At 40.0% G+C, this 22,835-nt stretch carries 24 protein-coding genes and 3 tRNA genes; 20 read left to right on the forward strand and 7 right to left on the reverse strand.

Features of this window, described 5'->3' with window-relative positions:
* Positions 1 to 28 precede the first annotated feature (28 nt).
* The 13 genes from pilM (at position 29) to LRM41_RS00285 (ending at position 11,443) form a co-directional block, all read left to right on the forward strand.
* Positions 29 to 1,075: a type IV pilus assembly protein PilM gene (gene pilM, locus LRM41_RS00225; protein ID WP_243818976.1), complete on the forward strand. Its 1,047-nt coding sequence runs from the start codon at positions 29 to 31 to the stop codon at positions 1,073 to 1,075.
* The gene (locus tag LRM41_RS00230; RefSeq protein ID WP_243818977.1) at positions 1,072 to 1,797 is read left to right on the forward strand and encodes a PilN domain-containing protein; all 726 of its coding nucleotides are present in this window, start codon (positions 1,072 to 1,074) and stop codon (positions 1,795 to 1,797) included. Before pilM ends, LRM41_RS00230 begins: the two co-directional genes overlap by 4 nt.
* Entirely contained in the window at positions 1,797 to 2,465 is a 669-nt protein-coding gene (locus tag LRM41_RS00235; protein WP_243818978.1) for a hypothetical protein, read from the forward strand. The genes LRM41_RS00230 and LRM41_RS00235 overlap by 1 nt, the downstream gene beginning before the upstream one ends.
* Positions 2,462 to 2,692, forward strand: a complete 231-nt coding sequence (locus tag LRM41_RS00240; RefSeq protein ID WP_129636905.1) for a hypothetical protein — start codon at positions 2,462 to 2,464, stop codon at positions 2,690 to 2,692. The genes LRM41_RS00235 and LRM41_RS00240 overlap by 4 nt, the downstream gene beginning before the upstream one ends.
* A gap of 13 nt (positions 2,693 to 2,705) precedes the next feature.
* Positions 2,706 to 4,466 carry a GspE/PulE family protein gene (locus LRM41_RS00245; protein ID WP_243818979.1) on the forward strand — a complete coding sequence of 587 codons (1,761 nt, stop codon included), beginning with the start codon at positions 2,706 to 2,708 and terminating at the stop codon, positions 4,464 to 4,466.
* A 10-nt stretch (positions 4,467 to 4,476) separates the two neighbouring features.
* Positions 4,477 to 5,547 (forward strand): type IV pilus twitching motility protein PilT, encoded by a 1,071-nt coding sequence (locus LRM41_RS00250; protein ID WP_243818980.1) that lies wholly within the window; start codon positions 4,477 to 4,479, stop codon positions 5,545 to 5,547.
* A 3-nt stretch (positions 5,548 to 5,550) separates the two neighbouring features.
* Positions 5,551 to 6,765, forward strand: coding sequence for a type II secretion system F family protein (locus tag LRM41_RS00255; RefSeq protein WP_243818981.1), 1,215 nt, complete (start codon positions 5,551 to 5,553; stop codon positions 6,763 to 6,765).
* Positions 6,766 to 6,845: 80 nt separating this feature from the next.
* A complete protein-coding gene (locus LRM41_RS00260) occupies positions 6,846 to 7,325 on the forward strand; it encodes a type II secretion system protein (protein WP_243818982.1) in 480 nt (159 codons plus the stop codon).
* A 72-nt stretch (positions 7,326 to 7,397) separates the two neighbouring features.
* Positions 7,398 to 8,279, forward strand: coding sequence for a prepilin peptidase (locus LRM41_RS00265; RefSeq protein ID WP_243818983.1), 882 nt, complete (start codon positions 7,398 to 7,400; stop codon positions 8,277 to 8,279).
* Positions 8,280 to 8,311: 32 nt separating this feature from the next.
* Positions 8,312 to 9,052, forward strand: coding sequence for a type II secretion system protein (locus LRM41_RS00270; RefSeq protein WP_243818984.1), 741 nt, complete (start codon positions 8,312 to 8,314; stop codon positions 9,050 to 9,052).
* A complete protein-coding gene (locus tag LRM41_RS00275; RefSeq protein ID WP_243818985.1) occupies positions 9,045 to 9,626 on the forward strand; it encodes a type II secretion system protein in 582 nt (193 codons plus the stop codon). The genes LRM41_RS00270 and LRM41_RS00275 overlap by 8 nt, the downstream gene beginning before the upstream one ends.
* Positions 9,610 to 10,308 carry a PilW family protein gene (locus tag LRM41_RS00280; RefSeq protein WP_243818986.1) on the forward strand — a complete coding sequence of 233 codons (699 nt, stop codon included), beginning with the start codon at positions 9,610 to 9,612 and terminating at the stop codon, positions 10,306 to 10,308. Before LRM41_RS00275 ends, LRM41_RS00280 begins: the two co-directional genes overlap by 17 nt.
* A complete protein-coding gene (locus LRM41_RS00285; protein WP_243818987.1) occupies positions 10,301 to 11,443 on the forward strand; it encodes a hypothetical protein in 1,143 nt (380 codons plus the stop codon). Before LRM41_RS00280 ends, LRM41_RS00285 begins: the two co-directional genes overlap by 8 nt.
* A 1-nt stretch (position 11,444) precedes the next feature.
* Here LRM41_RS00285 and xerA read toward each other — a convergent pair whose 3' ends face one another.
* Positions 11,445 to 12,368, reverse strand: a complete 924-nt coding sequence (xerA, locus tag LRM41_RS00290) for a site-specific tyrosine recombinase/integron integrase (protein WP_243818988.1) — start codon at positions 12,366 to 12,368, stop codon at positions 11,445 to 11,447.
* Positions 12,369 to 12,454: 86 nt separating this feature from the next.
* Between xerA and LRM41_RS00295 the strand changes: the two genes are divergently transcribed.
* The 7 genes from LRM41_RS00295 to LRM41_RS00325 all read left to right on the forward strand — a co-directional run bounded on the left by LRM41_RS00295 (position 12,455) and on the right by LRM41_RS00325 (position 16,811).
* Positions 12,455 to 12,979: a nucleoside-diphosphate kinase gene (locus LRM41_RS00295; protein ID WP_146423680.1), complete on the forward strand. Its 525-nt coding sequence runs from the start codon at positions 12,455 to 12,457 to the stop codon at positions 12,977 to 12,979.
* A 41-nt stretch (positions 12,980 to 13,020) separates the two neighbouring features.
* Positions 13,021 to 13,097: transfer RNA gene (locus LRM41_RS00300), tRNA-Arg, on the forward strand.
* Positions 13,098 to 13,102: 5 nt separating this feature from the next.
* Entirely contained in the window at positions 13,103 to 13,633 is a 531-nt protein-coding gene (locus LRM41_RS00305; protein ID WP_146554927.1) for a PH domain-containing protein, read from the forward strand.
* Positions 13,611 to 14,609, forward strand: a complete 999-nt coding sequence (locus LRM41_RS00310; RefSeq protein ID WP_243818989.1) for a SurA N-terminal domain-containing protein — start codon at positions 13,611 to 13,613, stop codon at positions 14,607 to 14,609. Before LRM41_RS00305 ends, LRM41_RS00310 begins: the two co-directional genes overlap by 23 nt.
* 52 nt (positions 14,610 to 14,661) lie before the next feature.
* Positions 14,662 to 14,737, forward strand: a tRNA-Thr gene (locus LRM41_RS00315).
* A 4-nt stretch (positions 14,738 to 14,741) separates the two neighbouring features.
* Entirely contained in the window at positions 14,742 to 15,119 is a 378-nt protein-coding gene (locus LRM41_RS00320) for a hypothetical protein (protein ID WP_178143152.1), read from the forward strand.
* 3 nt (positions 15,120 to 15,122) lie between these two features.
* Entirely contained in the window at positions 15,123 to 16,811 is a 1,689-nt protein-coding gene (locus tag LRM41_RS00325; protein WP_243818990.1) for a glycosyltransferase family 2 protein, read from the forward strand.
* Here the strand turns inward: LRM41_RS00325 and LRM41_RS04065 are convergent.
* The 6 genes from LRM41_RS04065 to LRM41_RS00350 all read right to left on the reverse strand — a co-directional run bounded on the left by LRM41_RS04065 (position 16,729) and on the right by LRM41_RS00350 (position 22,560).
* The gene (locus LRM41_RS04065) at positions 16,729 to 17,214 is read right to left on the reverse strand and encodes an NrdR family transcriptional regulator (protein WP_488192356.1); all 486 of its coding nucleotides are present in this window, start codon (positions 17,212 to 17,214) and stop codon (positions 16,729 to 16,731) included. The genes LRM41_RS00325 and LRM41_RS04065 overlap by 83 nt on opposite strands.
* Before the next feature lie 368 nt (positions 17,215 to 17,582).
* Positions 17,583 to 17,670: transfer RNA gene (locus tag LRM41_RS00330), tRNA-Val, on the reverse strand.
* A 2-nt stretch (positions 17,671 to 17,672) separates the two neighbouring features.
* Positions 17,673 to 18,539 carry a tyrosine-type recombinase/integrase gene (locus tag LRM41_RS00335; RefSeq protein ID WP_243818991.1) on the reverse strand — a complete coding sequence of 289 codons (867 nt, stop codon included), beginning with the start codon at positions 18,537 to 18,539 and terminating at the stop codon, positions 17,673 to 17,675.
* A 231-nt stretch (positions 18,540 to 18,770) separates the two neighbouring features.
* Positions 18,771 to 19,631 (reverse strand): rolling circle replication-associated protein, encoded by an 861-nt coding sequence (locus LRM41_RS00340; protein WP_488192358.1) that lies wholly within the window; start codon positions 19,629 to 19,631, stop codon positions 18,771 to 18,773.
* Between the two features lie 155 nt (positions 19,632 to 19,786).
* Entirely contained in the window at positions 19,787 to 20,641 is an 855-nt protein-coding gene (locus tag LRM41_RS00345) for a hypothetical protein (RefSeq protein WP_243818992.1), read from the reverse strand.
* Positions 20,642 to 20,907: 266 nt separating this feature from the next.
* On the reverse strand, positions 20,908 to 22,560 hold the full coding sequence (locus LRM41_RS00350) for a hypothetical protein (RefSeq protein ID WP_243818993.1): 1,653 nt from the start codon (positions 22,558 to 22,560) through the stop codon (positions 20,908 to 20,910).
* Positions 22,561 to 22,835: the final 275 nt, after the last annotated feature.

The following is a 22,835-nucleotide window of genomic DNA, read 5'->3' on the forward strand; positions in this document are numbered from 1 at the left end:
ACGCTAATGTATATAATTGTTATTAGTTATGAAATTAGCAAAAGGGTTGGGCGAATTCTTCGGACTAGACATCGATACGAATGCGGTGCGGGTGGTTCAATTGTCTCGTACTGGCGCGGGATGGAGTTTGTCTCATTACGGTTATACACCAGTTGATTCTAAGATAACGAGCGGCGATTCTCCAGAGTCTAAGCGACGCTTGGGTGAGGCTATTATGACCGCCGTTGGTCAAGCCGGAATTAAGACGTCAAATGTGGCTGTTGGTTTGCCGTCAAATAAGACGTTTTCTACTATTATTGATGTGCCGAAAGTTCCTGAGCAAGAACTAAAGGCGATGATGAAGTATCAAATTGACCAATATATTCCAATGTCTTTGGATGAGGCAGAAGTTGACTGGGCTTTATTGGGTGATAGTTTGCATGCTCAGAATCAGTATGAGATTTTGCTGACAAGTACAGCGAAGTCTTATGCGGAAGAGCGTCTGGAATTAGTTGAAAATCTTGGCTTCAATGTGATTGCCGAAGAGCCAAACGCTATTGCTATGGTTCGCTCTTTATCAGCTACCGATTCTCAGGATGCGCGTTTGATTATCAATATGGGCGAAAATTCAACGGATTTGGCGGTTGTCTACAACGGAGCGCCGCGACTTATTCGTATGATTCCAACTGGGCTTTCATCTTTGGTTCGATCGGCGGTTCAGAATCTTAGCGTCCAGGAAGATCAAGCTCGTCAATTTATTTTGAAATTTGGTTTGGCGCCGGATAAGTTAGATGGTCAAGTGTTAAGGGCTATTGATTCAACTCTCGACAATTTTTCTTCAGAGCTGGTGAAATCTATAAAGTTTTTCCAAACTCGATATCCAAGCGTAGCAGTTTCTGGAATTTTGTTATCAGGGTTTGGTTCAGCTATTCCGCAACTTGATGGATATGTGATGAATAAAACTGGAGTTCAGTCAATTGCCGCAGATCCGTGGCAGCGTGTTCAAGTTTCTCAGTCAGATCAACAGCAATTGGCGCCGATTGCTTCAGAATTCGCTATTGCCGTAGGTCTGGCACAAAGGAGTAATATGTCATGATTGAGATAAATCTTCTCCCAAACGTTAAGCGCGAGCTATTGAAGACTCGGGTTATGCGCAATCGGGTTATTTCGATATCGTTCTTAGTGGGCGGTGCTTCGATTGCGGCAGTAGTTGTTTTGGCGTTGATTTTGGGCAGCCAAATTGCAGCCGAGGCGGTCCAGAACGGAGTTATTAAAGATAGAAACGATAAATTGATGGCGGTCGAAGATCTAAATAAGGTTGTAACGATTCAACATCAATTAACAAAGATCAATGAGCAGCATTCTGGAAAGAAGCTTAATTCAAGGATCTTTGATGTTGTAACGGCGGTTAATCCAGTTGCACCAAATAATGTTAGTTTTTCGGATATAAAAGTTAATCCTGGGTCAAAAACTATTACTCTGGAGGGTAGCGCGGTTAATGGCTATAGTGCGTTAGAGACTTTAAAGAAAACCATCTTGAATACGAAAGTTCAGACTACTGATGGCGATAAAAGTTCCGAGGTTAGTCTGACTAAGGAGATAAAAGATGGCGATACTAGTTTTGGAGAGAATTCAGAAGGTAAAAAAGTGTTACAATTCTCGTTCTCGTTTGAATACGCAGAAGAATTACTAGCGCCTGCAAATAATGGTACAGTTTCCGTATTGACGCCGACTGGTAAGGTTGATGTTACGGACTCACGTCAGGGAATCCCGGATAGCTTGTTTAAGAGTAACTCGAAAAAACAGGAGAAGAAATAATGGCGACCGATAATAAAGAAGTTGCAATACGCAAGCGGCAACAGATTGACTCATCGAAAAAGACTATGTTTATTTTTGTGGCTTCTGCGGCATTTTTGGCTGGAATTGCGCTTGTTGTGAGTATATTTTTGGTGCAGCAAATTGTATTTCATTCGAAGATTCTTTTGGAGAAGCAAAATACGATTTCTCGTCTAGATAAAAACTTGTCATCAGTTGATGAATTAAAGAAGAATATCCGAGTTTTAGACACGAACACTGCTCTTAACTCTATAAAATCAAGTAGCGAAAGTAATGCTCTTCAGACGATACTGGATGCATTGCCGGATAATGCGAACGCCGACGCTCTTGGTGCTTCATTGAAGAATAAATTTATCGACACAACTACCGGTGTGACTATTCAAAACCTGACCGTTGCTCAATCTGGATCTGATAGTGAAAGCTCTGAGTCAGCATCTGAAAACGCCATATCATTTACTATGGAAGTGAGCGGTCCGGCTGAAAAATTAAAAGAATTGTTAACTAAGTTAGAGGCGTCTATTCGAGTTATTGACCTAAAGACCGTGGAAATCCAGCGAAATGAGGATAGATTGAGTTTGGTGGTTCGAGGTGTCGCTTATTACGAGCCAGCACAAACAATACAATTAGAGAATAAGGTGGTTAAGCCATGAAGAAAACAGACATAGCAATGGTAATATTGATCGCGGGTGTAGGTGTGGCAATCGGCTATATTGTCGCCTCTAACATCTCGTTCTTAAAAGTCCCAGAATCTGGCACAAAAGTACAGACTATTCGAGAAATATCACCTGACGTCGAAAAACCAAACCCAGCGATTTTTAATAATAATGCGATAAATCCAACTGTTGAAATATTCGTAGGTCAAGATGCAGCCAAATAGAGAAGGGGTGTAAATGGCTTTACTGACGGACGACATCCAAGATAAGTTGATCGAGCTGCTCGTAAACGAGGGGCTTATTGAGAAGTCTGTCATTGATGATGCCTTAAAGCGCGCCTCTGAGAGTGGCAAGCCGTTATTTAGTTTGCTTAGCGAAGAGGGGCTGCTTGATAATGAACTACTGGTTCATGGTGTGGCTCAAGTTTCGGGCGTGCCGTATGTCAATCTGTCGAATAGTGTTATTAGTCAGGATATTTTATCTCTATTACCGTCCGATGTTGCTGAGAGATTTATGGCCGTGCCGCTGGCCGAAGTTCAGAACCGATTAGCGGTAGCGATGATCGACGCGAATAATGTTCAAGCGGTGGACTATTTGTCGAATCGCATCCAGCGTCCGATAAAAGTTTTCATGGCCTCAGAAGAGAGTGTTCGTCACGTCTTGGATCAATATAAGACTGACTTGTCATCTGTTAATGTGGCTGCACAGGCTTCGCAGGAAGAATCTTTGTCGGAAGCTGGCAATATTAAAACGATTGTCCAAGATTCACCGATATCGCGAGCATTGTCGACAATTTTGGAATACGCGGTAAAGAGTCACGCATCCGATGTGCATATTGAGCCATTAGAGAAGGCTTTGAAGATTCGTTGTCGTGTTGACGGTGTTTTGCGTGAGATTATACAGCTCCCAAAGAGTATTGAGCCGGCGTTAGTTAGTCGAATTAAGATTCTTTCCAATCTGAAAATTGACGAGCATCGAATTCCTCAGGATGGTCAATTTGCGGTTAACGTCGCAGGCAAAGAAGTTGATCTTCGTATCGCTATCTCTCCTGTTGTTTGGGGTGAACAGGTGGTTATTCGTCTGCTTGATAAGAGTGGAAGTTCTTTCAATTTGGAAGATATGGGCTACGCTGGGCGTGCATTAAGAACGATCCGTAAGGGGATTAAGCGGCCAAATGGAATGATCTTAACGTCGGGCCCAACTGGTTCTGGTAAGTCAACGAGTTTGTATGCGTTGATCAAGGAGATTAAGGATGACACTGTAAATATTGTGACGCTCGAAGATCCGGTTGAGTATAAGATGGATGGTGTCAATCAGATTCAGGTGAACGCGGAAGTTGGCTTGACGTTTGCTTCTGGGCTGCGCTCAATTTTGCGTCAAGACCCAGACATTGTGATGGTTGGTGAGATTCGTGATAATGAAACAGCAAATTTGGCTATTCAGGCGGCTTTAACGGGGCACTTGGTTTTCTCGACACTTCACACAAATTCCGCCGCTGGTGTGCTGCCGCGTTTGTTGGATATGGGAATTGAGCCGTTTCTTATCGCCAGTACGGTTAACACAATTATCGGTCAGCGTTTGGTGAGGCGAGTGGCTCGCCGTCGAGATATTTATCAATCATCACCGCTGGAAACGCAGGCAATTCGTGAAGCGGTTGGTGGATTATTGCCGCAAACAAGGGAACAGGTTGCTCAATACGCGCAAGATTTGGGATATGAAAGTTTGCCACTAGCGACGCAGGCGTCGTTTGCCTTGGCAAAAGGAAAAGATACGCCGCAAACTCCTCGCGGTTATGCTGGTCGAGCTGGTTTGTATGAGGTCATGGATATTACTGAAGAAATTCAGAATTTGATTGTTAAGCGCGCAACCTCAGCGGAAATCCAGCGAACGGCAATTCAACAAGGTATGATCACGATGCGTCAAGATGGTTATCTGAAGGCGTTGAACGGAATAACGACAATAGAAGAAGTTAATAGGGTAGCGGCGGATACCGCGTAAAGGAGGAAACATGAATAATCAAGAATTGCGAATTGAGATTTTGCTGGAAGAAGTCGTTAAGAAGCGAGCTTCGGACCTTCATATTCAAGTTGGTTTGCCGCCAATGTTGCGAATTGATGGCGCACTTATGCCGGCTGCCGGAACTCAGCCATTGGACGAGCCCGCTGTTGAGAGATTAGTGTTCCAGATTCTTGATGAAGATCAGCGACAGATTTTGCTAAAAGATAAGGAATTCGACTTTTCGTTTGCGTTTGGTACACTGGGACGATTCCGAGTTAACGCCTTCCATGAGCGTGGCAATTTGGCTGCAGCCCTACGTTTGATTCCAAATGAAATTAAGTCGGCGTCTGAACTGGGTATGCCACCAGTTGTTAATACGTTTGCGGATTTTCCTCGCGGTTTAGTGTTGGTCACTGGTCCAACTGGTTCCGGTAAGTCAACGACTTTGGCGGCATTGGTTGATAAAATTAATTCTGAGCGCTCACAGCATATTATTACCATTGAAGACCCTATCGAGTTTACTCACAAGTCGAAAAAATCAGTGGTAGTTCAGCGGGAAGTTCACTACGATACCTATTCGTTCTCTGCGGCTTTGCGTTCGAGTCTTCGCCAAGACCCAGATGTTGTGTTGATTGGTGAGATGCGCGACCTCGAGACGATTTCAGCAGCGATTACAATTGCCGAAACTGGACACTTGGTGTTTGCAACGCTACACACGAACTCCGCCGCACAATCAATTGACCGTATGATTGACGTGTTCCCGCCACACCAACAACCACAGATTCGCGCTCAGCTCAGTAATATTTTGATGGCAATTTGTTCGCAGCGACTAGTCCCAGCTATCGGCGGTGGACGAGTTGTGGCGGCAGAGGTTTTGATTGCTAATCCAGCGGTGCGCAACATTATTCGCGAAGGTAAATCTCACCAATTGGATGCCGTGATTCAGACTGGTGCTGACCAGGGAATGCAGACGATGGATCGAACTTTGGCTAATTTGGTGCAGAACGGTACGATTACGTATGATAGTGCTCGTGAATTTGCTGTCGATTTGACGGAATTTGAGAGGTTGATGAGGGGGTAATAAATGAAAAAATACAATTATGAAGCCAGAGATAGCGCAAGTAACAAAATCGTTAAATCAGTTGTTCAGGCTGATAGTGAAAACGCTGCTGCAAAGCTCTTGACGGCTCAGGGCTTTGTGCCGTTAAAAATTGAATTACAAGACGATAAAACAAATTTCTTTGCGAGGTTTTCTGGTAGAATCACCGCTAAGGACAAGGTTGTGTTTACTCGTCAGCTAGCGACCCTTATTGGGGCAGGACTACCTTTGGCGCAAAGCCTTCGAACAGTTCAAGAGCAGACTACGAATAAGCGTATGCAGGAAATAGTCCAGGAAATTATCTCTGACGTTGAAGGCGGCAAATCCTTGTCTGATTCGTTCGCAAAGCATCCAGAAGCTTTCAATAAAGTTTATGTAGCTTTGGTTTCGGCCGGTGAGACGTCAGGTACGATGGATGATTCGCTTAAGAGGTTAGCTGTTCAGCAGGAAAAAGAAGCTGCTATGATGAGTAAAATTAGAGGCGCTATGATGTATCCGTCAATTGTCTTGGTGGTGATTATCTTGGTTATCGGATTTATGTTGTTCACAGTTGTTCCGCAAGTTGAGGGTCTGTATCGTGACTTAAATAAGGGGTTGCCATTTGTAACTCTTATGATGATTAAAACGGCGAACTTTTTTAGTAGTCTTTGGTGGCTTGTTATATTGGCAATGATTATCGGCGGTTATTTCCTAGCACAATATCTGAAAACTGAACAGGGAATTAGGACTAAAGACATCTTTAAGCTCAATGTCCCGCTATTTAAAGGAATGTTTAGGAAAATGTACATGGCTCGATTTGCCAGGACTGGTCAAGTTCTTCTGAGAACTGGCGTGCCAATGCTTGATATGCTTCGTATTACGGCTGACGCTGTTAATAACGTGATTATTAGTGAAAGCATACTTCGCGCATCGGATAAGGTTAAAGGCGGTAAGGCGCTCTCAGCTTCTTTATCTAATGAAGATTATTTCCTAGCAATGGTGCCGCAGATGATTAAAATCGGTGAACAATCGGGTAAAATTGATGAGATGATGGGCAAGACCGCTCAAGTTTATGAAGATGAGCTTGATGAGGAAATTCACGCTTTGTCGACGGCGATAGAACCAGTCCTAATGGTCTTCTTAGCTATAGTTGCTGGTACGATGGTGTCGGCTATCTTGCTTCCAATCTATAGCTTGGTTGGCAACATCAATATTCGCTAGACTGACTTATATTTTTAGTGTATTATAAACGTAAGCATTTTTGCGTAAATATAGGTAACCATAGAAAGGTGGGAAATCTAATGACAAAAAAAGATAATAAAAAAGGATTTACAATCATCGAGGTTGTTCTAGTCTTGGCTATTGCTGGACTTATCTTTGCGATGGTATTTATCGCATTGCCAGCTTTGCGGCGCAGTCAGCGTGACCAGTCAAGGAAGAACGACGCTTCAACGGTTGCTGCAGCTATTACCAATTGGAATTCAGCTAATCGTAACGGCGGCACGTTTAATGAAGAATCTCTACGCAAGTATGTCGATAAGCTTGATCAGTATGATAAAGATTCAGAGCTGAAGGTTGCTGCGACTGGATCATCAATGTCGGTTGCCGGTAATGAAATTAAGGTTATGCGCGGCAAAAAATGTCCTACAAGCACGCCAGCTCCATCTGCTGACGATCCAGCAAACATAACTTTGCAAAACGGATCTTCACGCAATGCAGCAGTCGTAGTTCTACTGGAGAACAACGGTTCTCAAAAGCAATTGTATTGCCAGGATGTATAATCCATAGATAAATTACGAATCAGCCTCGGTATGGGGCTGATTTTTTTATGGTTTTTTGTTACCATAAGAAGTATGATTAAGTTTGTACTAGTGGGATTTTTAGGGGCTATTTTAGGTAGTTTCGCCGGAGCGCAAATTTGGCGCTTGCGGGCTCGTCAATTGATGGAAGATAAAAAAGCTGGAGAAAAAGTTGACCAAAAAGAATTAAAGAAATTGTCTCCATTGATAAAAAAAATTTCCAAAGATAGATCTCACTGTTTATCTTGCGGACATGAGCTTAAGTGGTACGATTTGATTCCTGTGGTAAGTTGGGTTGCTGGATTGGGACGGTGCAGATATTGCAAAGCATTTATCGGTTGGACGGAAATCTTGCTAGAACTAGTGATGGCTGGATTATTCGTTGCATCCGTGGCTTTTTGGCCTGGATCATTGACGGATATCTGGCAAGTCGCGTTGCTGGTCTTATGGTTGGCAAGTTTGGTGCTGCTGGCGATTTTATTTGTCTATGACCTCAGATGGCTACTTCTTCCAGACGTGATTAATATTCCGTTTATCATTCTTGGCGCTATTTTTGCGGGAATAAAGGTGTGTCTAGCTGGCGATTTCTCAAAAAGCTTGATGACGTTATTTGGGTCGATTGCGATTCTGAGCGGAATATATATGGTGCTATATTTATTCTCGAAATATCGTTACGGGGAAGATAAAACTTGGATCGGTTTTGGTGATGTTAAGCTTGGACTTGGATTGGGTTTGTTCTTAGTAAACTGGCTTTTGGCGTTTGCTGCGTTGTTTATCGCAAATCTTATCGGCACGCTTCTTGTCTTGCCATCAATGATGCGAGGAAAATTGCAAGCAACTTCACGAATTTGCTTTGGCCCACTACTTATTGTAGGTTTTTTGCTCGCTTGGTTCTTTAGCCGACAAATTTTAGAGTGGGGCTTTCTTATTGTCTAAGTAAAAAGCGCTTATGTTATAATGGAGAAGTGATGGGCAATAAACAAAAAGGTTTTACTATAATTGAAGTGATTTTGTTTGTGGCTATTTCTGGTTTGCTGACCTCTATGCTGATGGTTGGCGTAAGTATGTCAATTAATCGTCAGCAATATCGCGATTCAGTGCAGTCTTATGCTGGTTTTTTGCGAAATGAGTACTCGAAGGTGGTTAATGTTGAGAATGAGCGATCTAAGGGTACTTGCCCAATTGAGGGCTCTGATGGTCGAGCTGAAACTCTACGTGGACAATCCGATTGCGTGATTGTCGGTCGCTATATTGCTACTGAAGGTTCTCTGGGTTCGACGAACGGCAATCTGTACAAAACTTATCCAGTTTATGCCTATAGATCAGATAAGGGTAGCGCGTGGACTTATAGGCGGGGCGCTGAGTCTGATAAATATATTGTTAATTGGCAAGCAAAAACTAGGTTCTCTAACCAAGCTAAGGATAATGCGTATATTTCTATTTTGATGTACCGCCATCCAGATACGGGGCAGTTGGATATTAGAACTGACACGAGTCGATTCGGTGACAATTTGACTGATTTCGTCAATAATAAAAATAGTGCTGGAGTTGTGCAATCTGCTGGCGAGCAGCGTCAACAGAGGGAAATTTGTGTTTATGATGACGGCTGGCTACCGGGGGAGAGATTATCTATTTTTCTACGATCACACGCAGGTTCTGCTGATGCTGTAGTTATGGGTAATGCGACAGGAGGTTGCGCTGATGCGTAAGTTTAACAGAGGTGACACACTTGTCGAAGTGTTACTTGGAGTAACCATTTTTAGCCTAGTCGCCGTTATTGCATTAGAAACCATGAACCGCGGGATGGCTATTGCTCAGTATTCTTTAGAGACGACGTTGGTTCGTCAACAGGTTGACGCTCAGGCTGAAATGATAAGATATGCTCACGATATGAAAAATGATACTTGGAAGAAATTGGTAGACAATAATTCGGTGAGCGTTTCTGCTGTTAATGACAATGAAGGAAACTTGGGTGTTGAAAAATGTCCTGATGATTTTTCTACGAAAGAGTTTGCTTTGGCTGCGACGCCTTCGCTCGCTTCGAAGATTAGTATATTGAACAATCCTGGAGATTATAAAGCGGCAGAAACATACGCGCGGGTTGATAGCGATACTAAAAAAACGTATGGAATATCAGTTAGATTGGTTAAGCCGAGTACGGTCACTGGAAGCAGGGATAGTAACAAATATGATGCGTACATAAAAGCGTGCTGGATGCCTGTTGGTAGCAAAATGCCGGCGACTATTGGTACGATTGTGAGGTTGTATGATTCGGGGCTATAAAAAAGGATTTACACTTATCGAATTGATGCTCGCCATGAGTTTTATTTCCGTTCTTTTGTTGTCGATTGCGATGGTGGGTATTCAAGCGGGAAAAATGTATAGCAGAGGTATTGTGCTTCGTGATGTTAATCAAGCGGGGCGAGATATTTCAGATACTATTCGACGTGATTTTCTTCAGGCGAATGCTGAAAAGATTGACAGTACGGGATTGAGGGTGCCGAATAATAGCAATTGGTCAACTGGTCGACTTTGCCTTGGCTCTCATTCTTACGTGTGGAATAATCCGAAGTATTTGGATGATCCTAGCCTGTTGGGCGGAAATAGTCTGTTTAAGGTTAATGGTAATCCAGTGAATTTGGTGCGTGTAGTTGATGCGGATAGCGGATTATGTAAAAAAGATGCTTCTGGCAAATATCCAGAAACCGTCGATCTTGCAAAATCATCCAATTTGCTCAGGGCTATCAATAGCGGCGATGGCTCAATTGGCGTGCACGAAGTTACGTTAGAAAAGGTTACCTCAGATGATTCAAGGGAGGCGCTGTATAAATTGACTTTTACATTAGGGACGAGCAAGATGAGTGAAATAAGGAATTCTTCCTGTAAAGCTCCGACTGAAGATGATAGCAATTTTGAGTTCTGTGCTATAAATAAATTTGAGATGATTGTGAGGACAAATGGGTAAAAATGCGCGACAATCAGGTGCTGTATCTCTTTTTGCGGTCATATTTGGCGCGATGTTGCTGACTATTGTTACTATTGGGTTTATCAAGTTGATGATTATGGATCAGCGACAGTCCTCGAATAATGATCTGTCGCAGAGTGCTTATGACGCGGCTTTGGCTGGGGTTGAGGACGCTAAGCGTGCGGTTCGTGCCGCCCAGACGGGCAATATTCAAGCGGCGGGAGTGCTGAATGGTCCAATTAATTGTAATATGGTCGCGGCATCTGGTGTTGTTGGAGGTAGCTCTTCTGGTGAAACTATTATTAAAACTGGTACAGATGCGGGTAAAAAATTTGATCAAGCGTATACTTGTGTAAAAATCACTATGAAATCTCAAGATTTTATATATAAGTCTATTGAGGAAAAATCTCAAATTGTGCCACTACGCGCAACTGGTTCATTCAACAAGATATCTATCGAATGGTATAGGCGCGATGATGAGAGTAATTTGAATGGCGCCAACGCCGCCAACACTGAAATATCCACTTCTGGAGATTTGCCGGTAAAAAACAGCTGGAATGCTAATTCGCCACAATTGATGCGCGTGCAGCTTATTAATCCAGGATCCACCTTTAATTTAGCGGCTTTAGATTCAACTGGTGTCACTTCTTTCTTACGACCGAACGTTTTAAGGTCAGACGTAGCAAGTCAGAATGGTACTGCTGTTTCTGGTAAGATTTCTGACCATCCACGCGCAACTGACGGGAATGAACATAATAATGGAACAAGTGTGGTTTCTTGCAGTAAGACATTCAAGTTTTCTGGCGAATATTCGTGTAAAGCGGTGATTGATGTTGATGAGATTCCAGCTGGTAGCGAAACAGCACTCTTAAGGTTATTGCCTATATATAAAGGTGGTAGCGTGAAGATTTCTCTTCAAAAAACCGACGGAACAATTGTCAATTTTGATGGAGTTCAGCCAATTGTCGATTCCACGGGGCGAGCAAGTGATTTGTTTAGAAGAGTTGAAGCTCGATTGCAAATAGGAGATGATTTCGCATATCCTAATAATGCGGTTGAATTAAAGAATAGTTTATGTAAAGATTTCTCTGTATCTGGCGGCGGATCTGCTACCGCAGGTCGATGTAAGCCATAAGCTAAGCTTCTGTATCGCTATGGAATCGGTCGTGAATATCTTTCAGGTGTTGGTCGGTAACATGCGTATATACCTGTGTTGTTGATATATTGCTATGTCCCAGCATTGATTGGACTGAACGCAAGTCTGCACCGTTCATAAGTAGGTCGGTGGCAAAGCTATGGCGCATAGTGTGTGGGCTTACATGTTTTGTGATACCAGCTAATCTAGCATATTGACCAACCATTCTCTGAATGCTGCGCGCGCTTAACCTACGATAGTCTCCGGAGGTGTTGGGAGTTGCGTGGCGTTTGCTATAGCTTAAAAATAGAGCGGGTAGATTATCTGTTCTAGTTTCCAGGTATGCCGATATGTGCTCGGCAGCACTTTTTGAAATAAAAACAGGGCGATCCTTTTGTCCTTTTCCTCGCACCATAAATTCGCGCCTCTTTAGGTTTATATGATCTCGGTTTAAATTGACCAATTCTGAAACACGCAGTCCGCTGGAAAATAGCAACTCAACGATTGCTCGATCTCTCAGTCCAGATTCTGTATCGGTTGGTATTTGATCGATCATACGTAAAATCTCGTCATATTGTAAAAAAGTCACTTGTTTACGGACTACTTTGGGTAATATAATTCTGTCGGCTGCTAGGCTTTTGATATTACGACGAGAAAGGTAGGTTAATAGACCTCGCAGTGCAATAAGATGATAACTTTGGGTAATTAAAGACAGCTCTTCGCCGGTGTTGTCATTTTTATAACGGTTTAACCAGAGGCGATACTGACGTATTAGTTCTGATGTAATTTTATCAACATTTATATCGCCAGCAAAATCAATGAATCTCTCCAGATATAGTTGATAATTTATGATGGTTTTTTGACTACGCCCACCTTCAACCTCTAGGTGCTCTAAGAAATCAGTTAAAGCTTCTGACATAAACATAATATTTATTCTATCGCTAATGAATATGTTTATCAAATTATTTATTTCTGTTACTATATTAGAAAATAATAAGCAGAGGAGTATCTATGGCAGAAAGCGAAAAAAACTACTGTGGTGTTGAAAGGACATTGATTGTCTTTAAGCCTGACGCAGTTCAACGAGGTATAGTTGGGGAAATTTTACAACGTTTTGAGCGAGTTGGCTTGAAAATAGTTGGTGTAAAAATGACATCACCATCCAGAGACCATTACTATGCTCATTACGAAGACATTGGTAAATTGGCTACTCGTCGAGGTGAGGGAACTTTGAATATAACATTAGATATGATGATGGATGGTCCGGTCATAGCAATGGTACTAGAGGGCGTTGAAGCTGTTGCTGTTGTTAGGAAGATTGTTGGTCCAACAGAACCTAAGTCAGCTGACATGGGAACAATTCGCGGTGATTACTCACACATTAGTTTTGGCTATGCAGATGAGTGCCAAAAGGGAGTTCCAAATTTGATTCACGCATCCGGCGATTCAGATGAGGCTGTTCGTGAGATCGAGCACTGGTTCAAGCCGGAAGAATTGGTAAATTATCACACATTAAGTGAAAAGTTTACTCGCTAAGCTAGTCTTTCCTGAGAGCTACCGTGGTATAATGGTTGTATGCCTCGGTAGCTCAACTGGATAGAGCAGATCCGTCCTAAGGATAAGGTTGTAGGTTCGACTCCTGCCCGGGGTACCATATATATGACAGAGCAAATTAAAGATAAGCAATTTGATGGGCAGCGTGACGGAGAGCGACTGCTGTTTGTGTTTCGTCGTCATATAATTGCTATGAGAAAAGGATTTTATCTGCTTCTCGGATCAATGACGCTTGGTTCATTGCCTTTTTTAATTTGGCAAGATAATTTGAATCTTTTATGGGTATTTGTTGGTGGATTTATTTTTGGCTTGATGCTCTTTTTCTATCATTTTCTAATGTGGTTTTATACTTACTATATTGTTACTGATCAGAGAATCCGTCAGATTACTCAACATGGATTTTTCGGCAAAGACGTCATTGAGCTGAAATTGTCAAAAATTCAGAATATTAGTTATAGTATCCCGGGGTTTAGTGGAGAAATGTTTAAGTTTGGTACAATAGTTATTCAAACTTTTGTTGGAGATCTTGTTATAAAAAACGTAGAACATCCAGATAAGATCTATAATAAACTACAAGACGCAGTGGAAATTTCGACAAAGAAGGAGGATATCAATGAAGAATCTATTGAACCGTAAAGATAAAAAACAGCCAAAGGAGCTACCTAAGAGGATTACAAACGATACAGTAGCTCAGCACCGCGAGAAAGTCTTGGCGGCTGGTCGTAAGCATAAATATCCCATCCAATATACCAAACGTCGATTGGTATGGATAACGATGCTCGTTAGTGTTGTTATTCTGATTGTTTTCATTGCTCTTGGTTGGGCACAGTTATACGTCTGGAAAGATACGAGTGATATCGCATATAGGATAACTAAGATTTTACCTCTTCCTGTTGCTAATATTGACGGAGAAAATGCTGAGTATAGTGATTATCTTCTGTATCATCGTAGTTCGTTGGCAGTATTGCAGTCTCAGGGGCAAGCAGATCAAAAGGACAAAGTTAAGTTCTATCAAAACCAGTCTATAAATAAGGCATTGGAGGTAGCATATGCCAAAAAACTTGCGAGAGAAAATAATATTACGGTAGATGATAAAAAGGTTCAAGATCTTATCAAAAAACAGCAGGAATCTAGCAAGCTATCGCAGTCCGCTTATGAGTCTGTAGTGAAAGACAATCTTCATTGGTCAATGGATGAGCTAAAAACTGCTATGAAATATACTTTGTTAAAGCAGGAAGTGTCTTTTAAGATTGATAAAACAGCTAATAATCTAGTGTCTGACATTAAGAAGAGGCTGCAAGAGGGTAAATCCTTAAAGGATATTGCTACGGAAATGGGCGACAAAGTGCAGCCGGTATTTGATCTGTCCGTCTCTACGGATAATTCTGACGGAGGTCTAACGAAAGCAGCCATGTCATTAACAAAGGGTAAAATTTCAGGTCCTATAAAGACTCTTTCAGGTGACGGATATTACTTTGTGACGCTTAATAATATTGAAGGCAACACCGTAAATTACTCTTATGTAAAAGTTCCATTGACTGAATTTAATAACCAGTTTAACTACTTAAAAAATAACAATAAAGTAAAATATTTCATTTCAATTGATAAATAGTCGTTCTAGTTTGAAAAAACTCCTATTTTTGCTATAATTTCCTAAGGAGTTTGCCGTTGTAGCTCAGCTGGTAGAGCAGCTCATTCGTAACGAGCAGGTCGCTGGTTCAAGCCCAGTCAACGGCTCCATTTTATGAAAGACACTATAAAGAAATCGATAAAAATTGTTTTTAGCGACAGGACTGTGGCAACTCTTTTGATCGTTAACGTTGTTGTTGCTATTGTTATATCTATATTTTTAGGATCATCAATAAAACATAGCGAGGCTCAGGTTATTACGCGCTACACTACGTATGGTGATGCGAATTTTTATAGGAGCCACTGGTCTAGTCTATTTAGCTATTTTGCTTTGGCGTTTATGATAGTTTTTGGTCACTCTGCACTAAGTGTCAAGTTAATTTCACTAGAGAAACGAAGCTTGGCTATATTTATTTTATGGTTGACGTTGGGTATTTTAGCTATTTTAGCTATTTTAGCCTATTCTATAATTAAAATTGCATCGATAGGATAATATATGGACATTGAAATCCCACTTGGTAAACGAACAAAAAAATATCGTTTTCTTGAGATGCTTCCTGGGATATTGAGCTACGGAGCTATTATTCTTTTGGTTATTTTGTCTATTTTAAGTCCTGTTCTGGCGTCAATTTATTTACTGTCTATAATCCTAGCCGCGTTTGTGAAAGCCATAGCAATTAGCTATAGGGTAATTAGTGGTTATAGTAATATGGAAAAAGCGTCGAGAGTCGACTGGAATGGTCGATTGTCTGATTTGGAAGATCCGAAAGAAGCATACTCTAGACTGAGAGATAACCAATCTAAGGAGTTGTTATATCAACAACATGTAGACAGGCTAAGATTTATGTCTGCTGCGGAAGATGGGTACTATCCTAAACCGAGTAATATTTACAATGCTCTTATTATGCCTGCGTATAACGAGAGTATAGAGGTGATTGAGCCTGCTCTCAAATCAGTTTTAGATACAACATATGATAAGAAGCGTCTGATTGTGGTTTTTGCATACGAAGAGCGTGGTGGTGTTGATATTGATACAACAGCTAAAATACTGAAAAAGAAATACGGCAAGTACTTTCATTCTTTCCATATTGTAAAACATCCGAAAGACCTACCAAATGAGGTAGTTGGTAAGGGCGGAAACATCACGTATGCAGGCAAGTGGCTGGAGCAATATTTACAACAGGAAGAAATAGCCTTTTCTGATGTTATTGTTACAACGATGGACTGTGATAATAAGCCGCATAAGTATTACTTTGACTATGTGACGTACGAATATATTGTTCACGAAGATAGAAAGCACTTATCGTTTCAGCCAATATGTTTGTTTACTAATAATATATGGGATGTTCCTGCACCGATGCGAGTAGTGGCAACAGGGAACTCATTCTGGAATATTATTAGCTCCATGCGCCCATATTCTTTGCGTAACTTTGCGTCACATTCGCAACCAATGAATGCTCTCGTTGAGATGAACTTTTGGAGTACGCGAACAATTGTTGAAGATGGTCATCAGTATTGGAGGAGCTATTTCTATTTCGATGGTAATTATGAGGTTGTTCCAATTTTTGTACCAATTTATCAGGATGCGGTATTGTCTAATGGATATAAAAAGACACTGAAGGCTCAGTTTGTTCAGTTGCGTCGTTGGAGCTACGGGGCTTCAGATGTGGCATACGTTGGCAATAACGTATTCAGTAAAAATAGAACAGTAAAATTTTGGCCTAGTCTAGCCAGGTTTATAAGGTTGTTAGATGGACATGTAACACAGGCTTGTATTGCCCTAATTGTTGCTTTTGGCGGGTGGGCGCCGCTTGTGCTGAATGGTGAGGCTGCTCGTAGTGTTGCCGCACATCAACTGCCGGATACGGTTAGCTTAATACAACAGATAGCTATGGTGGGTATTCTGGTTTCAATTTTCGTATCATTTAAACTTCTGCCTCCGCGCCCAGAAAGATATAAAAAGAGTAGGAATGTATTAATGGTCCTGCAATGGGCTCTGATGCCTGTAATTGCTATAGTATACAGTTCAATGGCCTCGTATAATGCCCAGACTCATCTTTTGTTTGGTAAATATCTTGATAAGTTTGACGTGACAGAGAAGACTACTGTAGAGATGAATGATCAGAGCCGTGCTCAGAATAAGAAAAAGAGGGACGACCGCGACGCTTTTTCCTCTGGGGAGTAATAAGATCATGTTGTGCTGCGTATTGCAGTGCGGCTATTTGGTCGAAATTCTGTAATGTTAAGTGGGTTATTTCGGCGATGTGTTGTGATGATATAGTGGGTTTGTTTTGTAAAAGTATCAACTTATCTTGTATAGTATTGGCCAAGTCGTAGCTATATGAGCCTGCTAATTTTTCGTTATGATTAAAACTTCGTGCAATGCTAAGTATTAGTTTTCCTATAGAAAAATTATTTTTCTTGCCATCTTGTGATGTGACAACGAGGGAAATCGCAGGCTTTTCGTAGGTTGTAAAAGAATAACCGCATTGGTCGCACATATGTCTACGCCAGGTTATTGGGTATTTTTTATTTTGACGAGAATTTGTTACGTGGGTTTTTTCGTGAAAACATTTTATGCATATCATATCAATATATTGACATACAACTATAAAAAAATCCAGTGGAAAAGTGCTGTGTAAAATAAAAATCGCCTCATTATAGAGGCGATTTCTCTGTGGGTCTGGAAACTTAATTAAGTATAGATCTTTCTTCGTTGATTTTCTTGTTATATTCGTAGTGAATTTTTGCCTTGCTCAATAAAGAACAATGTTGTGGCTTTTTTGTGTCTAAACGAGGTGAGTCATGCTTACTCATGCTTTAAATTCTAACATACTTATTGAATAAAGTCAAGGTACACACGGAAAACATGTAGGCTTGATTATTTTTCGTTGCATTAACTAATTCTATTTATAAAAAGCCCCGTCTACTATCGACGAGGCTTATGTGTCGTATCTGGTGGGCAATAGAGGATTCGAACCTCTCACCTCTTCAACGTCAATGGAATACTCTGTAAAAGTTACTAACTACATATATAATAACACATTTAAGTCATAACTGAATCATAAATATGTTGTAATTTTGTATTAGTATAATGTGTATAAATACGTGTTGTATCTAGACTCTGATGACCCAGCAAATCCGAAATATAGCATAATTCAATACCTTTATCTAAAAGCATTGTAGCAAACGAATGGCGAATAGTATGAGGGGTTACATTAATAAAGTCTGAATTATCGCAAATAGATTCAAATATACGACGAACGCCACCAGTAGTAAGACGAGATCGAGCGCCTTGATGAGAAATAAAGAGGGCAGAGTTGTCATCAGTGCGACAAGCTAAATAATTATTTATAGCGTCTTCAGTAGCTTCATCAATAAAAACGACACGAGGGTTCTTACTCTTTCCAATAACCGTAAATTTACGATGACGAATACTATTGCGATTCAAGGATACTAACTCAGAAACACGAATACCCGATGCGGCCAACAAACGCAATATTGCAATGTTGCGCAATCGATTCATAGATCCATATCCTCTACATTGACGAGAGGCAACAGAAATAAAATCCTCAATCTCCTCTGGTAATAAGTATTGAATAATGTACTTCTCGCGCTTAGGAACAACTAATTCTTCATAATCCATAACATCAAATCCTCTCCTTGCGGCCATCTTTAAAACCATACGAATGCAAGAGATAGCATTACGAACGGTATTAGATCTCCATCGAGATGAAACAAAGTTATGCCAATCTCTAAAATCCGAAAAAGATAAACTTTCAATATCTACATCTCCAAAGAATGAGACCAAGGACTTACTGATATTTAAATAACTAGATTCAGTATTAATAGACTTACCAGCCCTTAATACATAATCGCAAATATAAAGCTTAAAAGCTTCAGATATCTTCATAAAAAACACTTTCTACCCTCCAATTTATGTTATATAATGCACCTATAGATAAAACTAAATAAAAAGGAAAAAAATGGATCTAACACAATTACCGCTAGAAACTATAATAGTAATATTCATCGTATTCTTATGTATGATAATTATGATAATAGCTTCATTCTGTACAGTAGGAATCTACAATAAAACTATAGAGATAAAGAAAATTATAGAAGACTATCTAAAAACAAAAAATTAAGGCGGAAGAGGGCGAGTCTGTTTGAATATTGTAGGTAATGATGCTTGACGAAGTCTGACGCTAACAGGAATAACAGATGACGAAGTAGGTACATCTCTATCGATCAATAGATCATAAATAGAGTCAATAGCTGAATCACGTTTAAACTGATAAACAGATATATCATACTTATCAGAAGAGAAGACTAAATTGTCATCAAAAATATACGAATCCAAACCTAATTCAGATAATGATTCATAACGCTTTACAGGCTTGTATAGATTCTTAGAGGCCCAGTAGCGACGTTTATTGAATCGATTGATCATATCCTTAGTAATATACTTAGTAAGATACGCTGCGGCCTTAGTTTGATCATCATCGAGCTTCTGAGCGTTAGTAAAACCAGCAGTAAAACCTGTAAGGTTATAGACGCGTTTACCATTCTGAAAAACATTAGTAGACTTCAATTCGGCATTATAATCACGAATCAAAGCGTGAAAGTGGATAGCACCGTCTTTATGGAATTCGGGAACAATCACGTATGCAAAATTAGGAGAGTGCTTCTTCTGACGATTGAGCCAGTACTTCATAATATTAGATGTAGATTCTATAGAGTACCTATCGACCTTCTTAGGATTGAAAGTAAAAGTAACAAAATAGGAAAAATTATTAGATAAAGCATAATCGAAAATAGTAGTACGGGTACGGCGAAGTGACTCTTCAATAGCTTTATCCGACGGTTGATCCGAATTCCTGTTAGGCTTATGACCCAATCTGGGTCGTGGAATAACTAAGGGATTGTTAAAAATAGTGACTTTATACATATTATTAGGGTATTCCTTTGTAATGTGTTCAATTACAGTTAAAGATTGATTCATAAAAACATACCCCCAATATGTTATTTTTTATGTGTTGTTTACCTCTATAAACGCTTGTTAAGTGTTGGGTTATCAAGTAGCCCTACGGGCGGGAACCTATAGACGCCGCCCGGACGCGAAAAGCGTAACTTTTCGCGCCGATCAGAGAGTCGCTTCTACCTGGAAAACACCCCCTTTCTCCTTCTAAGGGGAACAGCAAGTTTCTTTATCGTGACAGTGGGTTGTGAGGCAAGATAGACGCCGTCAGCCTGAGAGCCAGTAAAGACGACCTGATTGGTATCGTATGAATCGCGCAACGCTTGCGACTGGAAGAAGAATCCCATTTTAAGAGGACGCGATCCATCAACACGCTTGCCATTGTTATCAAACTCCAGCTTCTTGGCGATAAACGCCCAATAAACCGTAAAAATAGGGCCAGCAGACAAGCCGAATGGAAGAGCGAAAGACTTGCATTTAAAAGCAATATCCGATCGACGACGCACAGCCTTAACTAACTGATCGTAATCTTGAGAAGTAACGAGGTGGATCCGTTTCTGTTTACGATTCTGGGCCGCTTGATGAATGACCCAAGGCGGAACATTACGGGAATCTTGATTGGAAAAATAATTCTGATATTCATCAGTAATTATTATTACGCCATATTTGCCATTACGTACACACTGATTGACAAGAGCGTATTCTTCTAAAGAAGAATAATAGATATAGCTAGAAACAGTATCGATCTCACGAGAGAGAATAGACTTTAATCTATCCAAAGATCCATCAAACTTAAGGGCGGTACGATCTTTTAATATGATGTTAGAAACAACAATAGCTTTCGGATAACGTTTTGCAATTTTCTTATAAAAATGAATTAGAGTTATAGTCTTACCGTCGCCTTGTTCACCGAAAAAGGTCTGAATACCTGAGGGACGAAAGTAATCCGGATCCTTAAGATTACGTTTATTTTCTCTAATAGCTTCTTTATCGAAAGACAAAGACTTAGAAACAAATGATAAAATATTAGGCATTAATGACCCCTCACTTTGTTATAAAACCAAAGAACAGGACGTATTGCTATAAAGACAGTAATACTAGTAACAATCATAACGAGCATTGTAGCGAAGAACGTATCACCTATATAATTTCTCAGAACAACGATCGGAAAAGCAAAGTAAGGAACAACATTATTGATAGCATTAAGAAAAACTAGTGGGGCAGCAGGAATAAGGACAAGAGATAGAATAAACTTAATGATAACGACGATAAACGATAAAATAAACATTACTATCATAAACTAATCCTTCCTTCTCTCCTCCCAATCACCGTGCTCTCCAGTGCGTTCATCAAGCCAACGCACAGACTGAGTTTCGTGATCTTCCTCTTCATAATCCTCAACATAAATACCAAAGAACCGATTAGCCAACCTATAACAAGTCCACAAAAAACCAATAGCTATACCACCCTGAAGAAATATCTGCATAAATGACCAAACGGCAGGTAATTGATATCGCCATCTACACATCTCAAGGTTAGCAGTGGAGCCAAAAATAGTAAGTGAAACAGCACAAGTACTATTATTAGAGTTCATAGCTTCAACGGTAGTAAAGACACCTTTTATAAAAGTAAACGGCAAGGCCAAAAAACCTAATCGATCAATAATAGTATTCAATAAATCATTCCATAGCGATTGGAGATCTTCAATTTTTGGAAAAATTATACTAAAAATAAAATCTGTAAAAAACCAAACAAAGGAATTACGTATAGCACAAGCAATACTACCAAACGAAGGTATTTTCAGACCATTAAAATTATAGTCATACTGAGAACAATCTTCATATTTCGGCTTCTCTCGCTTCTCATCACAAAAACCCTCAAGACAGACAGAATCGACAGTAGAGCCAGAATGCTTCTGACCGTCAATATTAATATACATATAACGTTGCTTATACTTTACATACTCACTATCCTGCGGAAGTGCATTTATACAATAATCAGGAGTCGCAGAGCCTTCACCATAAGAATAACAAGCCCTAGCAGAATAACCAGCAGAAATAGTATATTCATCATAACTAGGCAAATCAACAGAGAAACTATCACCAGGATTAATAACTCGTTGATGGACAACATCGCCACCGCGACGTTTCTGTACAGTAAAGACCAATTGATAAGTATTATCGACCAAACGCCAACCACCCTTAGTGTAATCAGAAAAAGCGTCAAGAGTTATCCGATCACGGTCTTTTAAATGTTTTATTGAAATTTTCTTATCAACAACATCATATTCAAAATCAGGTAAAATCTCATCTTGTAAAGACTTAGGAAGTCTAATATTACGATCTTTAAGAATAGAGCTTAGTTCATAATCAGGAGTAGACAAGAAAGTTTCAATAAGACCTGGTGGTTTTGAATAAGAAGCAGAAAGGACCAAAGGAGTACTATCTTGTACCAAAGAAGCAGAACAAGTAACCTTAAAAGAATTAGAAGAAGACATAATCAAGTTAATGAGTTTAAAACCAGACTCAGAAAAATGATATCCGTAATATTCATCATAACGAAGAATCTGTTTCGGAGCTTTGGATTCAGTCCAATAAAGACGAACATAACGCTCATCATGGCCATTACCACCATAATAATGATTAAGAACAATCCAATCACCATTACCGTAAACAGCTTTCTTATAAGACTTCTCAGCATCAGCTCGAGAAATAAATCGACCACAAGAATAAGTCCACTCGACATCTTTTCTAGTGAAGAAATATGAATAAAAAAGAGTACTTACATCAACAGAAGACTTGTCGTACTGTAATAGTAGTTTCTTAGTAATACGAAAATCAGGAATCTGAGGAGTAGAACCCTGAGCAAAAACTGAATTAAAGGGAGATAAAACAGAATATCCAAAAATCAAAAAAGAAGACAAAGCATAAAAAACTCTCTTATTTATTTTCATCTTCAAGCTTCTTTCTTAAATAAGTCTGATATTCTTTTTCTTCATCGATCGAAAAAACCACTATAAACAACAAAAAAATAGAGAATAAAGCGAATAACATCATCATTTTTTATTATTCCTATTCTTAAACAAGTCAATATAAATAAAATAAATACAAAAACCTAATGCAAAAAAAGTAATAGAATTATAAATTAGACTGACAATATCGCTAGAACTCATTTACTTATCACCTCCCGAATAGCTAATTCGTCGTATAAGGTACCAACAAATAAAAG

Source organism: Candidatus Nanosynbacter sp. TM7-087, assembly GCF_022828365.1.
GTDB lineage: Bacteria > Patescibacteriota > Saccharimonadia > Saccharimonadales > Saccharimonadaceae > Nanosynbacter.